This is a genomic window from Duganella paludis (genome assembly GCF_054461335.1).
In genome coordinates, this window is the sequence record NZ_CM136922.1 from 514,114 (window position 1) to 527,431 (window position 13,318).

Annotated in this window: 12 protein-coding genes; 3 read left to right on the top strand and 9 right to left on the bottom strand. The window is 65.9% G+C overall.

What is annotated here, in order from left to right:
- Nucleotides 1-198 precede the first annotated feature (198 nt).
- Nucleotides 199-1,245 (top strand): alpha/beta hydrolase, encoded by a 1,047-nt coding sequence (locus ACXZ1M_RS02260; protein WP_459051612.1) that lies wholly within the window; start codon nucleotides 199-201, stop codon nucleotides 1,243-1,245.
- Here ACXZ1M_RS02260 and ACXZ1M_RS02265 read toward each other — a convergent pair.
- From ACXZ1M_RS02265 to ACXZ1M_RS02305, 9 genes are all read right to left on the bottom strand, one after another.
- Complete coding sequence (locus ACXZ1M_RS02265; protein ID WP_459051613.1) at nucleotides 1,242-2,129, bottom strand: sugar phosphate isomerase/epimerase family protein; 888 nt, start codon at nucleotides 2,127-2,129, stop codon at nucleotides 1,242-1,244. The genes ACXZ1M_RS02260 and ACXZ1M_RS02265 overlap by 4 nt on opposite strands.
- A complete protein-coding gene (locus ACXZ1M_RS02270) occupies nucleotides 2,126-2,995 on the bottom strand; it encodes a VOC family protein (RefSeq protein ID WP_459051614.1) in 870 nt (289 codons plus the stop codon). Before ACXZ1M_RS02270 ends, ACXZ1M_RS02265 begins: the two co-directional genes overlap by 4 nt.
- Nucleotides 2,992-3,855, bottom strand: coding sequence for a shikimate dehydrogenase (locus ACXZ1M_RS02275; RefSeq protein ID WP_459051615.1), 864 nt, complete (start codon nucleotides 3,853-3,855; stop codon nucleotides 2,992-2,994). Before ACXZ1M_RS02275 ends, ACXZ1M_RS02270 begins: the two co-directional genes overlap by 4 nt.
- A 104-nt stretch (nucleotides 3,856-3,959) precedes the next feature.
- Complete coding sequence (locus tag ACXZ1M_RS02280; protein WP_459051616.1) at nucleotides 3,960-4,655, bottom strand: TetR/AcrR family transcriptional regulator; 696 nt, start codon at nucleotides 4,653-4,655, stop codon at nucleotides 3,960-3,962.
- Between the two features lie 38 nt (nucleotides 4,656-4,693).
- Nucleotides 4,694-5,764: an alpha/beta hydrolase gene (locus tag ACXZ1M_RS02285; RefSeq protein ID WP_459051617.1), complete on the bottom strand. Its 1,071-nt coding sequence runs from the start codon at nucleotides 5,762-5,764 to the stop codon at nucleotides 4,694-4,696.
- Between the two features lie 14 nt (nucleotides 5,765-5,778).
- Entirely contained in the window at nucleotides 5,779-8,727 is a 2,949-nt protein-coding gene (locus ACXZ1M_RS02290; protein ID WP_459051618.1) for a TonB-dependent receptor domain-containing protein, read from the bottom strand.
- A 164-nt stretch (nucleotides 8,728-8,891) separates the two neighbouring features.
- Entirely contained in the window at nucleotides 8,892-10,094 is a 1,203-nt protein-coding gene (locus ACXZ1M_RS02295; protein WP_459051619.1) for an ABC transporter substrate-binding protein, read from the bottom strand.
- Nucleotides 10,095-10,113: 19 nt separating this feature from the next.
- On the bottom strand, nucleotides 10,114-11,082 hold the full coding sequence (locus tag ACXZ1M_RS02300; RefSeq protein WP_459053961.1) for a PDR/VanB family oxidoreductase: 969 nt from the start codon (nucleotides 11,080-11,082) through the stop codon (nucleotides 10,114-10,116).
- Nucleotides 11,083-11,108: 26 nt separating this feature from the next.
- On the bottom strand, nucleotides 11,109-12,158 hold the full coding sequence (locus ACXZ1M_RS02305) for an aromatic ring-hydroxylating dioxygenase subunit alpha (RefSeq protein WP_459051620.1): 1,050 nt from the start codon (nucleotides 12,156-12,158) through the stop codon (nucleotides 11,109-11,111).
- 100 nt (nucleotides 12,159-12,258) lie between these two features.
- Here ACXZ1M_RS02305 and ACXZ1M_RS02310 point away from each other — a divergent pair, with 100 nt between their 5' ends.
- A complete protein-coding gene (locus ACXZ1M_RS02310) occupies nucleotides 12,259-12,741 on the top strand; it encodes a MarR family winged helix-turn-helix transcriptional regulator (protein WP_459051621.1) in 483 nt (160 codons plus the stop codon).
- Nucleotides 12,742-12,823: 82 nt separating this feature from the next.
- On the top strand, nucleotides 12,824-13,276 hold the full coding sequence (locus ACXZ1M_RS02315) for a cache domain-containing protein (protein WP_459051622.1): 453 nt from the start codon (nucleotides 12,824-12,826) through the stop codon (nucleotides 13,274-13,276).
- The last annotated feature ends 42 nt before the right edge of the window (nucleotides 13,277-13,318 follow it).

The following is a 13,318-nucleotide window of genomic DNA, read 5'->3' on the forward strand; positions in this document are numbered from 1 at the left end:
ATACATACCCGAGCGTTAAGTGAGAATGCGTGAGTTTTACCGATTGGCGAGCTGCTATCCTGCCTGAACCGAAAATTCTTCCAGCTCCCCATGTCAATTGAAGCGTTTGGAAAATGGTCTGCTCGTGCTCTCTCCCGCAGCGCCGGAACGGCCTTGCTCGTCCTGATGGCTGCCCCCGCGCACGCCGATTCGAAGAGCATGACCGCATGCACCGGCCCGGCCGATCCCGAGGCCTGCCTGATCGAGGGTGACGCGCCCGATCGCTCGCGCCTGCCCGCAGCGGGGCCGGCGGCATGGGTGAGCGACAACAGGCTGGTGATTTCGTGGGTGGGCGAGGCGGACAAGGTGCTGGTGGCCGGGAATATCCCGTTCGCGCGCCCGATGCCGCGCGTGGCCCCGGGCCTGTTCCAATCCATCATCCAGTACCCAAAATCCCAGCAAACGCGCGTGCAACTGCGGTTTTCCGTAACGCGCGACGGCAAAACGGACATCAGCCCGCAAGCGACCGAGCTGGTTGGCCCGGACGCGTTTGCCATCCTGAGCGACGGCGACATCAAGGAGCAGGCCATCAGCTTCGGCCAGTCGCTGCCGGCGGCCAGGGTATGGCTGCCGCCCGGCTATCGCGCCGGCGTGCGCTATCCTATCCTCTACCTTGCCGATGGCGGCTGGACCAGCCCCGGTGCATGGCTGACGGAGCCGATCCGCCGTGGCGAACTGCCGCCGTTGATCGTGGTCGGCGTGGACTACTGCACCGAGGAGCTGGCGGAACAGGAGACGCCGGATTGCCGCATGCAGAACTATGTCGGCGCACCGAGCGGCCCGTTGGCGCCCGAATTCTTAGCGCACGAACGCTTCCTGCTGCATACCGTGATACCGGCGATCGAGGCCAGGTACGGCGCTCCCCCCGAACGGCGCCTGCGCGCGATCGGCGGCGCCTCGAACGGCGGCGTGTGGTCGGCGTCGATGGCACTGCGCAATCCCGGCGTGTTCGGCGCGGCCTTTGTCATGTCGCCCGGCATGCCGCCGGCGCAACATGATGAAGCACGGCCATCGGCACGCTTTTACGTATCGGCCGGCGACCTCGAACCGGCGTTCCGCCACACCGCGCGACGGCTGACGGAAGATATCGTCGCGCGGGGCGGCAGCGCCACCTTCACCGCCTATCCCTCCGGCCACGATTACTGGATGTGGGGACGCATCATGCTCGACAACGCGCGCGACTGGTTGAAAAGCCCCGGCGGTTAAAGCGCCGCAGCGGCGCCGGCGTGGCCTTCGCGGATTTGCAGGCTGCGGCGCAGCACCTGGTCGGTCACCCATTTGGCCGAGCGGCGCGCGCGTTGTGCCACCAGTTCGGGCGCCATTTGCAGGTAGTCGTCGTTGAAGACTTCGAAACTGTAGTCGCCGCGATAGCCGGCGCGGTCCAGTCGGCGCACCAGGTCCGACAACTCCACAGAATGCTCGCCCTCACCCGGAAAAACGCGCATGTGGCGCGCCGTCTCCAGCCGCTCTTCCGACGAACGGATCTCGCGCCACATGAAGTCCGACAGCTGCACCATGGCGATTTTGCTCCACGGGATCAGGTCCACCGTGTCATACGAAGCGCCGTTGGCCAGCATGTGGAAGGAGTCGATCACCACGCCCAGATTCGCATGGTCGGCGCGCTCCACCGCCTCCCACGCCACCTCGTACTCGCTCACATTGCGGCCCCAGGACAGCGCCTCGAAGCCCACGCGCACGCCCAGCGGCACGGCCAGCGTGGCCAGCTTGGCGAGGTCGCGCGCGATCTTGTCCAGGTCTCCGCTGGCGTGCTTGGAGGTCGACGAGCACACCATCAACAAGGGCGAGCCCACCGCCTGGCAGATCCGCAGCATGCTCTTGGCGATGTCGATCTTGTACTCGTGCAGCGTGCCGCTCAAGCCCTCGAAGTCGCGCATCACCTGGATGCCGGTGACGCGCACGCCGCTCGCGCGCACCAGCTTCACCGCCGCATCGAGCCCGCCCGGATAGTTCACCAGGTCCTTGGCCCACAACATCAGCTGCGAAAAGCCGGCGCTGCGCGACGCTTCCAGCTTCATCTCCAGGGTGCCGGCCAGCGTGATGGTGTCCATGCCGAAGTTGGTCAGGTTCATACGCCCTCGCTGTGCACCAGTTCAAAACTGACGCTGCCCTTGAACAGCTGGGTCAACGCGCCCTTCGCGCACGGCGACACCGGCGCGCTGTCGACAAAGGTGACGCCGCGCGCCTGCAAGGTGCGCACCGCCGCCATCACGTCGCGCGTGCCGAAGCCGACGCGGATCAACTCCTCGTCCCAGTGGCCATCGTCGCTGCCGGCCGGCGGTTCGATCAGCTGCAGGTAAAAGCGCTTGCACGGGCTTTCCAGCAGGGTCCCGGTGGGCAGCACGCCCTGCACCACGCCTTGCGGCACCACGCGGAAGCTCATCAGGTGCTGATAGAAGTCGATCCACTCGGCCGTGCGGTCGCGGCGGATCGCCTGCACCACGCCGAAGAAGGCCATGTCCGCCACCACCGGCTTGGGCAGCGGCTGGTCGCTGATCTTGAAGTCGACGTCGTAGATCGAAAAATCCTGGTAGCGGTCGACGAAGTACAGCACCGAGTCGCCGGCGCCATGCACGCCGGGGATGTTCAATTCCATGGCGCCGGCGCGGGTCGGAATCGCCCAGGCGCCGCGCGCCAGCGCGTGCTGGTAGGCGGCGCCGGCATCGCGCACGCGGAAGGCGATCGCCGACAAGGTGGTCGAGCCGCGCTCCGCATCGGCCACCGCCCACGCCACCGGATCGGCGTTGACCACCACGTTCATGCCGCCCTGCCGGTACAGCACCACCTCGCGCGAGCGATGGCGGCCGACCTGCACGAAGCCCATGGTCTCCAGCACCGCGCCCAGCGCCAGCGGCTCCGAGGTCGCGTATTCGACAAATTCGATGCCATCGAGGCCGAGCGGATTGCTCGGCAGTGGATTGTTTTCCTGGGTTTTCATAGCGCTTGCAGCTCCTTGAAGTGCAGTTGCATGCGCGCCGCATCGGGCCGCACGCCGGTGAACAGTTCGAACGCCTTCACGGCCTGGAACACGGCCATGCCGCCGCCGGTCATGGTGCGGCAGCCCTTGGCCTGCGCCGCCTGCAGCAGCGCCGTCTGCAGCGGGAAGTAGACGATCTCGGACACCCACTGTCCCGGCCGCAGCAGCTCGGCCGGTAGCGGCAGGCCCGGATGCTTGGCCATGCCGGTCGGGGTGGCGTGGATCAGGCCATCGGCCACGCGCATCGCCGCTTCCAGCTCGGTGCAGGCGACGGCGCGGCCCGCGCCGAAGCGGGCGCACAGCGACTGCGCCAGTTGCTCGGCGCGGCCGGCGTCGGCGTCGACCAGGCGCAGCGTGTGCGTGCCCATCATCAACGCCGCGTGCGCGGTGGCCGCACCGGCGCCGCCGGCGCCCAGCTGCACCACCTCGCCCATGGCCACATCCGGCAGGCTGGCCTTGAAGCTTTCGGCGAAGCCCCACCAGTCGGTGTTGTAGCCGATGCGCTGGCCATCCTTGAACACCACGGTGTTGACGGCGCCGATGGCGCGCGCGTCGTCGCACAGGCTGTCGAGCAGCGGGATGATGTGCTGCTTGGCCGGATAAGTGACGTTCACTCCCGAAAAGCCCAGCAACTCGGCCGCGTCCAGCAATTCCGGCAGCTGCTCCACGGTCAGGCCCAGGCGGTCCAGGTCCAGCAGCTGGTACAGGCAGTGCATGCCATGGGCGGCGGCTTCGCGCTCGTGCATGGCCGGCGTCAGCGAGCGGCCGATGCCGGCGCCGATCAGGCCCAGCAAAATACGGCATGGTGCGGTAAGCGACATAGTGGTTCCGTTCAATCTTTTAAGTATTGAATCGATACTACACTAACCAGTTAGTTAATATCAAGCGAAAAACAACCGGATTTCGGCTGTTTTGCGACATCTGTTCAGGAAGCGCGCACGTAGCGCAGGATCATGTCCACCACCGCCTCGCGGCGCTTGGCGTGGACCTCGGCCGCCTTGAGGTCGCGGCCGAAAATGAAGCTGAAGGTATGCTGGTTGGAGACGTTGTAGAACGACAGCGCGCTGATCGACATGTGCAGGTCGACCGGATCGACGTCCGGGCGGAACACGCCCTCGGCCACGCCGCGCGCACACAGGCCTTCGAGCAGGCCGATGGCCGGCTTGTTGATGGCCCTGAGCGTGGGGATCTTGCGGATGTATTCACCGTTGTGGATGTTCTCGGTCATCACCATGCGGATGAACTCCGGGTGCTGGGCGTGGTAGTCGAAGGTCGAGCCGACCAGCGCGCGCAGCGCCGGCACCGGCGGCAGCTGGTCCAGGTGGAAGCCGTGCTCGATCTGGCGGAAGCGCGTATAACTCTCCTCCAGCGCCGCCACGTACAAACCTTCCTTGTTGCCGAAGTAGTAGTAGATCATGCCCTTGTTGGAGCCCGTCTCCGCCGCGATCTCGTCGATGCGCGCGCCGCTCAGGCCCAGGCGCGAAAACTCCTGGATGGCGACGTTGAGGATGCGGGTGCGGGTGCCGTCCTCCTCGGCCGCTGCCGGAGCAGGAGCGGCCTTCTTGCGTGGCGCCGGTTTTTTTGCGACAGCGGCTGCGGGTGCGATGGTTTTAGCTTTCATGCCATTATTCTAACCGAAGCGCACCCGCGTGCCACGCCTCATCGGCCCAGATACCTGTCGTAGAACTTCGCCGCGATCTCGTACAGGTCGCGCGCCTCCGGATAGTCCGGATTGGTCATGAAGCCGTGCCCCAGGCCATCGTAGATCAGCAGCTCCGACGCCACGCCCGCCTTGAGCAGGCGCCGGTGCCCGTAGGCGGCGGAACTCATGGCGAAGTCGCGCGTGCCGGTGGCGAAAATCGTCGGCGGGAACTTGGCCAGCGCCGCCAGGTCGTTGGCCGGCGTTACCGCCGGATCTTCCAGGCTGACGTTGTCCAGGTATCCCGGTCCCGGCGGCATGGCGATATTCGCGCCCGTCGCCAATCCCGCGAACACCGCCGAATCGCCCTCCATGAAGCGCGCGCCCAGACCGGCGCAGTACACGCCGATCACACCGGGCGCCGGCAGGCCGGCCTTCTGGAACGAAGCCACGCTCTGCGCCACCAGCGCGCCGCCGGCCGAGCAGCCCACCAGGCCGACGTTGGCCGGCTTGTAGTCCTTCAGCACGGCCTGATACACCTTGGTGAAATCCTCGGTGGCGGCTGGGAAGCGGTACTCCGGCCCCTGGCGGTACAGCAGCGAGATCACCTTGAAGCGCCCCACCGCCGCCACCGGAATGCTGATCAGCAGGCCGTTGGCGCGGATGCCGGTACGGAAGCCGCCGCCGGGCGCGTTGATCATCACGCGGTTGCGGTTCGCCTCCGGCACGCCGCCCTTGGGCGTGACGATGGCGACCGAAATGCCGTCGATGGTGGTCTCCTCCACGTCCACCGGGAACACCTCGCGCATGTGCGCCACATTCGGCGCCAGCGTGGCATTCATGGCCTGGCGCAGCGCCGCCATGTCGGTAGTCTCCGGCGGCCGCGCCGCGCCCGGCCCCTCGGTCGGCCGGCTGCGCCGGATGATGGCCTGCGACTCGGGACTCAGGATGTTGGACAGCCCGATCTCCGCCTCGCGCACATGCGCCGTGCCGCTGGCGTCCACCGTAATTTGCCGGCTCGGCGTCGACTGCGCCATGGCCGGCAGCAGCGTGCAGGCGGCCAGCAAGGCCGCCAGTCTGGATAGTTTCATCGTCTCTCCCATGGTCAGAACTTGGTGCGCAGGCCGAGGTAATACGAGCGGCCGATGATGTCGTAGGTCGACGCCAGCGTCAGGTTCTGGTTGCCCGGCACGTAGGCCGGATCGCGGTTGAACAGGTTGTTGATACCGGCGCGCAGCGTCACGTTCTTATTGAGCGTATAGCGCAGGCCCAAGTCGAAGATGTCGTACTTGGCCACGCCGGCGGTCGGGCTGGCGGGACGGGTGACGGTGGTGACGTCGTCCATCGCCGGGATATGGCGCCAGCGCAGATTGGTCGAGAACGCGCCCAGGTCATAGCGGAAGGTCACGGTCGACTGCCACGCCGGACGGATCACGGTATCCACCGTGCCCTTGAACTCCTTGATGGCGTCGCCCGGCAGCGCCTGCGACTGATAGCTGTTGGTGAAGCTGACAGCGGTGTTGATGTTGAAGTTGCCGGCGTCCGGGGACAGGCCGACGGCCGACAGCGGGAAGCGCCAATCCAGCTGCAGGTCGACGCCGGACGTCTTCAGCAAGCCGAGGTTCAGGTACGGCGCCGACACCTGCGTCAGCAAGCCGTTGGCGTCGCGCGAGATCAGCTGGCAGAAGGCGTTGGCCGCCGAGTAGCTTGGATTCGAGCCATCGAGGTTGTAGCACTTGTTGAGCGCGGACGCCGCCGGCACCGCCGAAATCGTGTCCTTGATCTTGATGGTGTAGTAGTCGACCGAACCGCTCAGCTGCGAGAACAGCGGCCAAGGCAGCTGCGGCGTGAACACCAGGCCCAGGGTGCGGGTGTCCGCCACTTCCGGACGCAGGTTGGCGTTGCCGGAAGAGACGGTGGAAGTGGCCACGGTCGGGAAGGTGTAGGTATCGACCACATTGGACGGCACGCCGGTGGCGATGCACAGCGCGCGCAGCTGGGCCGCGTTGGCGCCGGCACGGGCGGCGGTGCGCACGTCGCACGGCTCGCCGCCGTTCGGCGGGCTGCCGAACTGCACCTGGTTGCCGCTGGCGGCGCTATACAGCTCGCCGATGTTCGGCGCGCGGATGGCGTGCTGCAGGCCGCCGCGCACCAGCCAGTTCTTCACCGGCGTCCACTCCAGCTCCACCTTGTAGGTGCCGGCGTTGACGCCGGTGTCGTAGTTGGAGCGGCGGTAGCCCGGCGTGATGCCCAGCGACTTGGCGAACGGCGCATCGGCCAGCAGCGGAATGCGCAGCTCCAGCGCCACCTCCTTCACCGAGGTCCGGCCCGACGAGCGCTGCGAGGCGATCACCGCCTCGATGTTCTGCGCCGCCAGCTGCGAATCGGGCACATAATCGTAGGTGTTCTTGCGGTAGTTGGCTGAGGCCGAGAACTGCATGTCGCCGGCCGGCAGCGTCACCAGCGTGCCTTGCAGGCTGGCCTCGGCGATGCGCTGCGACAGCGTCTCGCGGCTCAGCGCATTGGTCGAAATGTAGTTGCGGCAGGCGTCCGACAGCGAGCGCGAATTGGCGTCGCCGAAGGGATTAAAGCCGCCGGCGCACAACGTCTTGCCGCCATCGGGCGCGTTGAGCAGCTCCTGCACGCGCGAAGTCAGCACTGCGTTGTACTGGGTCTGGTCGTGCACCGTGCGGTCGGCCGACACGTAGGCGTCCCAGCTCCAATCGCGGAACGGCAGCTCGCCGCGCGCGCCGACGATGATTTGGTCGACCGTGTAAGCCTCGTCCCACTGCTTGTTCGGCACGCCGACGAAGCGGGTATTCCACAGGAAGGGCGCGGCGGCGTCCGGGCGCGAGGCCAGGATGGTTTTCAGGTCGGCCGGCACGAAGGGATTCGACAGCGGCACCAGCGTATTGGCGCCCTGCCCGAACTGGGTCAGCGTGCCGCCGGAATTGGTGTGCGCCACCGAGCGCGTATGCAGGAACTGGGCGTAGCCGGTCAGCTCCGGCATGAAGCGATAGTCCAGCTTCTCGAACAGGCTCTCGCGGCGCAGGCCGTTGAGCAAATCATTCTGGATCAGCACCGGCATGCGCACATTACCGCCGACGAGGGCGTACGGGCCGCTGGTCGCGCCCAGGTAGTTGACGGCGCCGGTCTGGCTGAACAAGGTGCCGTTGTCGTTGAAGCCCAGGTTATTGGTGCGCGGGACGGTGGCCGTCACGCCGTACTTGGAGAACACGCTGTTGACGGCGGCCTGGGTCGGCAGGTTGTTGGCGGCCGGCAGATAGGTGCTGGTGCCCAGATAGCTGGACGGCACGCCGAGCTTGAAGAACGGCCGAGCCTTGCCCGGCAGGCTTTCGCGATCGTCGTAGCTGACCGAGAACAGCGAGAAGCCCTTGCCCTCATCGAACTCGGTGCCGACCGTCAGCGACGGGCTGACCTTGCGCAGGTCGTTCTTCTGCGAATTGCCGTACTGGACATCGAACACGACGCCCTTCATCTTGCGCAGCGACTTGAAGTTGATCACGCCCGACATCGCGTCCGAGCCGTAGACGGCGGAAGCGCCGCCGCTGATGGTCTCGATGCCGTCGATGACGGCCTGCGGCACGGTGTTGATGTCGACCTGGCCGAAGGCGCTGGCCAGCGGCAGGCGGCGGCCGTCGAGCAGCACCAGGTTGCGGTTGTCGCCCAGGCCGCGCAAGTCCAGCGTGGCGCGCGCGCCGGTGCCCTGGCCGCCGGTGGCGGCGGTGCCGGACGGCGTGAACTGCGGCAGCTGGTTCAGCGTCGCCTCCAGCGTGACGTTGCCGCTTTCCTGCAGCACCTCCTTGCCGGTGGCGACGATGGGGCTGGGCGAAGTGTAGTTGCGGGTGGCGATGCGCGAACCGGTGATGACCACCGACTCCATCTTCGGCGCTTCTTCGGCGGCCGCCACAGGCGGCGCGGTCGGTGGCGCCTCCGCCGTGGTCTGCGCCTGGGCGCCCACCACCACGCTAAAACCGAGCACGCTGCTCTTCAGGGCGAAGTCGCGCCAAGCGCCTTTGCGATACTGTTTCATTCTGTTGTCTCCGTCAGTTGATGTTATTTTTTTGATCCTGAACAGACATTACACTAACTAGATAGTTAACTTCAAATGGATTCTTTGTTGAGCGCTAAAAAAAATCGCGCCACACAGGCGTGGCGCGATTCTTACGTATGTATTCCACCACACGCCAATACCGACTACACGCCGGGATCGCGCACCTTCTCCACCTGGTCGAACTCCACGTTGAACCATGCGCCGCCGATGGCTTCCGCCTTGCGGATGTACACGGTCTGCACGATGTCGCGCGTGGCGGCGTCGATGCTCACCGGGCCGCGCACACTGTTCCACGCCATGCCCTTCATCGCAGCCAGCAGCTTGTCGCCGCTGCTGTCGCCGGCGGTGTGCTTGAGCGCCTGGTACAGCAGGTGCATGCCATCGTAGGCGCCGACCGAATGGAAGTTGGGGCGCATGCCCTTGTTGGCCTTGCCGAAGGCGTCGACGTAGGCCTTGTTCTCCGCCGACGGATGCGCCGCCGAATAGTGATGGCTGCTGACCACACCCGCAGCCGCCGGGCCGATGCTGGCCATCAGGTCGTCGTCCAGCACATCGCCGGTGCAGATCAGGCGCACGCCGGCGGCGGCCAGGCCGCGATCGGTGAACTGCTTGAGCACCGCAGCGCCCTCGCCGGACGGCACGAACACGAACAGCGCGTCCGGCTTCAAATCCTTCACACGCGCCAGGAACGGCGCATAGTCCGGATTGCGCAGCGGCGCGCGCAGGCTGTCCACCACCTTGCCGCCGCCCTCGGTGAAGCCCTTGACGAACACCTTCTCGGCATCCAGGCCGGGGCCGTAGTCGCTGACGAAGGTCACCACCGTCTTGATCTTGTTCTTGCCGGCCCATTGCGCCATCGGCGCCGTCACCTGGGCCAGCGTGAAGCCGGTGCGCACGATGTAGGGCGAGCGCTGCGGAATCACCGAGGTGGCGGCGGCCATCACGATCATCGGCACCTTGGCCTGCGTGGCCACCGGCGCGGCGGCGAAGGCCAGCGGCGTCAGGCCGAAGCCGGCCAGCACCTGCACCTTGTCACGCGAGACCAGCTCCTGCGCCAGGCGCTTGGTGACGTCGGGCGAAACGCCGCCGTCGTCCTTCAGCAGGATCTCGACCGGACGGCCACCGGCGACAGCGCCGTACTGCTGCGTGTACAGCTTGACGGCCGCCTCGATCTGGCGGCCGGTGGAAGCGAATGGACCGGACATCGGCAGGATCAGGCCAACCTTGATCGGCTCGGCCGCAGCGGCGGCGGCCACGCCCGGAACAATGGCCGGCAGCACGCCGGCCGACAAGGCGGCGGCGCCCAGCAGGATGTGGCGGCGCTGGCTGTTGATATTTTCTTTCATGGTGTCTCCTCTTCTCTTTTTATAAATCCAGCAGCAGCGTGGCGCTTCTGGAACGCGAACAGCAAGGGGTGAAAATATCGTTGGCCGCTTGTTCGGCCTCGGTGAGATACAGGTCGCGGTGGTCCGGCACGCCGTCCAATACGCGCGTCAGGCAGGTGCCGCAGACGCCCTGCTCGCAGGACGCCGGCACGAACACGCCGGCCGCGCTCAGCACCTGCAGCACCGTGGCGCCGACCGGCACCGTGTAGCACGCGCCGCTGGAGGCCAGCTTGACGTCGAACGGCTGGTCGCCGGCGGCCGGCGCGGTGGCGGCGGCTGCGCCGAAGTATTCAAGGTGCAGCTGATGCTCCGGCCAGCCCAATGCTGCGGCGCTGGCCTTGACGTGGTTGATAAAGCCTTCCGGCCCGCAGAAATAAATGTGCGTGCCGGGCTCCTGCTGCCGCAGGCGGGCCAGCAGCGCCGGCAGGTCGAGCGCTTGCACGCTGTCGTGGTGGAAGCTCACTTGCGCGGCGAACGGCGCGCCTTCGATGCGCTCGCGGAAGGCGGTGCGTTCGGGCGAGCGGGTGCAGTAGTGCATCTCGAATTGCGCGCCTGTCGCCGACAGCGTTTCCGCCATCGCCAGCAGCGGCGTCACGCCGATGCCGCCGGCCAGCAGCACGCTGCGTGGCGCGGCCACCAGCGGGAAATGGTTGCGCGGGGCGCTGATGGTCAGTGTCGCGCCGGCACGGATCTGCTCGTGCATGGCCTGCGAGCCGCCGCGCGAAGCTGGGTCGCGCAGAACGCCGATCAGGTAGCGGTGCGTTTCGTGCGGCGGATTGCACAGCGAGTATTGGCGCACCAGGCCGGGCGCCACGTGGACGTCGATGTGGGCGCCGGCGGTGAAGGCCGGCAGCGCTGCGCCGTCGGCGCTTACCAGCTCGAAGCTGCAGATGCCCTCCGCCTCGTCCGCGCGCCGCTCGACGCGCACCGACAGCAAGCCAGCCTCCATGCCGGCCGCACTCATGCCGGCGGCGCTCATGGCTGCACCTCCTGTGCCGGCGCCTGCTCCTTCAGCAGCCACTGGTCCAGCACGCGGCGCGACTGCACGCCGCCGGCGTCGATATTCAGCATCAGCAGCTTGCGCTCCGGATGACGCAGAATGTTCTGCTGCTGCAGCTCCAGCATCTCGCGATCTTCGCTGAAGATCTTGCCCTGCCCTTCGCGTATGGTATCGGTCAGCGCCTGATCCTGCGGCTTGAAATTGCGCGCCATGCCCCAGAAATACCAGTGCGAGGTCTCGGTCTCCGGCGTAATGAAATCCACCACGATGCTGGACGCCTTGTGCTCCGGCGCCGCATCGTAACCGCCCTTGCCCGCATGCGCCACGCCGACCTCGATCATCACATGGCTGGGCGGCGAAAAGCGGCAGATCTGCCAGCGATCGACCGGCACATCATCGGCCAGCCCATTGCCGCGCAAGGCCGCGCGCCAGAACGGCGGCGCCATGATGTTCTCCATATGACGGCTGGTGACCACCTGCTCGCCCTCCACACGCGTATGCACGGGCGCCTCGTCGATCTCCTTCTGGCCGATGCTCGACGCATGCACATAGGTCTCGTGCGTCAGGTCCATCAGGTTATCGATCATCAGGCGGTACTCGCAGTTGATGTGATACAGGCCGCCGCCATACGCCCATTCCGGATTGTCGGCCCATTCCAGGTGATGGATCAGCGCCGGATCGGCCTTCTCCTTGTCGCCGGTCCAGACCCAGATAAAGCCATAGCGCTCCTCGACTGGATAGCTGCGGATGCACGGGAAGCCGCGCACGCGCTGGCCCGGCATCGCCACCACCTTTCCATCGCAGCCCATCTCCAGGCCGTGATAGCCGCACACCAGCTGACCGTCGCGCACAAAGCCCAGCGACAACGGTGCGCCGCGATGCGGGCAGAAATCCTCCACCGCCGCCACCTTGCCCTCGGCGGCGCGGTAAAACACGATCTTCTCGCCGCAGATGGTGCGGCCCAGCGGCTTGCCGTCGATCTCGTCCGGCGTACAGGCCACATACCAGGTGTTCTTGGGGAACATTTTTGTCTCCTTGTGCTTTAATATTCAGTACACTGAATGTAGTACAGTACCGACGCGAAGTAAACCACTTTAGATGCGGCACCGCACAACCGAGACCACCATGCCAGAAACCGAAAGCAAGCTCATCAACCTCTACGAACACCCGGGCCACTTGCTGCGCCGCGCGCAGCAAATCTCGGTGTCGATTTTTTACGACGAAATGGGATCGGAGCTCACGCCGGTGCAGTACGCCATGCTGCGCAACCTGGCCGCGCAGCCGGGCGTCGACCAGGTCTCGCTGTCGGCGCTGAGCGGCATCGACACCTCGACCGGCGCCACGGTGTGCGCGCGGCTGGAGGAGAAAGGCCTGCTGGAGCGCAAGGTGATCCCGACCAACCGCCGTCAGCGCGCGCTGACCATCACGGCGGCCGGCGAGCAGCTGCTGGAATCGCTGATTCCCGGCGCGCAGCGGCTGCGGCGTCGCATCCTGGCGCCGCTGAGCAGCGCCGAGCAGCTGCAATTCATGGAACTGCTGACCAAACTGGTACAGGAAAACAACGAACAAAGCCGCGCACCGCTCGCGCCGCGCGATACAGTGCGCTGATCGCACAGGCGGGTAGCCACGGGGCAACTGTTGCGCTAGCATGGACTTGCCGGATAACCGGAATAACAAGACAGGAGACGCAATGAAACTCACTCATCTTACGGCCGCCGTGGTGCTGGCGGCGGCGCTGCCGGCGTTCGCGCAGAATGGCAAAGCGGAAGCGATCGCGCTGGTCGACAAAGCGGTGGCGAACATCCAGAAAAAAGGCATCGAAGAAGCGTGCAAGGACTTCGCCGATCCGAAAGCCGGATACATCGAAGGCGAGCTGTATGTATTCGTCCACGACGCCAACGTCATGATGAAATGCCACGGCACCAACGCCAAGTTAAACAACAAGGACATGATGCAGCTGCGCGACGCCAACGGCAAATACTTCTCGAAAGACATGCGCGACCTGGCCATGTCGGGCAAGACCGGGTGGGTGGATTATGTGTGGGTCAACCCGGTAAGCAAGGCGCTGGAACCGAAGTCCTCGTATGTGAAAAAAGCCGACGACAAATATTTCGTTGGCGTCGGCATCTACACCCGCAAATAAAACCCGGGGTCAAAACCCGGGGTCAGTTCTGCCAATCGGACA

What these genes read in the sequence shown, in the direction of transcription:
- ACXZ1M_RS02260 (WP_459051612.1), top strand. Translation starts at nt 199, where the DNA reads ATGACCGCATGCACCGGCCCGGCCGATCCCGAGGCCTGCCTGATCGAG.
- ACXZ1M_RS02265 (WP_459051613.1), bottom strand. Translation starts at nt 2,129, where the DNA reads ATGAACCTGACCAACTTCGGCATGGACACCATCACGCTGGCCGGCACC.
- ACXZ1M_RS02270 (WP_459051614.1), bottom strand. Translation starts at nt 2,995, where the DNA reads ATGAAAACCCAGGAAAACAATCCACTGCCGAGCAATCCGCTCGGCCTC.
- ACXZ1M_RS02275 (WP_459051615.1), bottom strand. Translation starts at nt 3,855, where the DNA reads ATGTCGCTTACCGCACCATGCCGTATTTTGCTGGGCCTGATCGGCGCC.
- ACXZ1M_RS02280 (WP_459051616.1), bottom strand. Translation starts at nt 4,655, where the DNA reads ATGAAAGCTAAAACCATCGCACCCGCAGCCGCTGTCGCAAAAAAACCG.
- ACXZ1M_RS02285 (WP_459051617.1), bottom strand. Translation starts at nt 5,764, where the DNA reads ATGAAACTATCCAGACTGGCGGCCTTGCTGGCCGCCTGCACGCTGCTG.
- ACXZ1M_RS02290 (WP_459051618.1), bottom strand. Translation starts at nt 8,727, where the DNA reads ATGAAACAGTATCGCAAAGGCGCTTGGCGCGACTTCGCCCTGAAGAGC.
- ACXZ1M_RS02295 (WP_459051619.1), bottom strand. Translation starts at nt 10,094, where the DNA reads ATGAAAGAAAATATCAACAGCCAGCGCCGCCACATCCTGCTGGGCGCC.
- ACXZ1M_RS02300 (WP_459053961.1), bottom strand. Translation starts at nt 11,082, where the DNA reads ATGGAGGCTGGCTTGCTGTCGGTGCGCGTCGAGCGGCGCGCGGACGAG.
- ACXZ1M_RS02305 (WP_459051620.1), bottom strand. Translation starts at nt 12,158, where the DNA reads ATGTTCCCCAAGAACACCTGGTATGTGGCCTGTACGCCGGACGAGATC.
- ACXZ1M_RS02310 (WP_459051621.1), top strand. Translation starts at nt 12,259, where the DNA reads ATGCCAGAAACCGAAAGCAAGCTCATCAACCTCTACGAACACCCGGGC.
- ACXZ1M_RS02315 (WP_459051622.1), top strand. Translation starts at nt 12,824, where the DNA reads ATGAAACTCACTCATCTTACGGCCGCCGTGGTGCTGGCGGCGGCGCTG.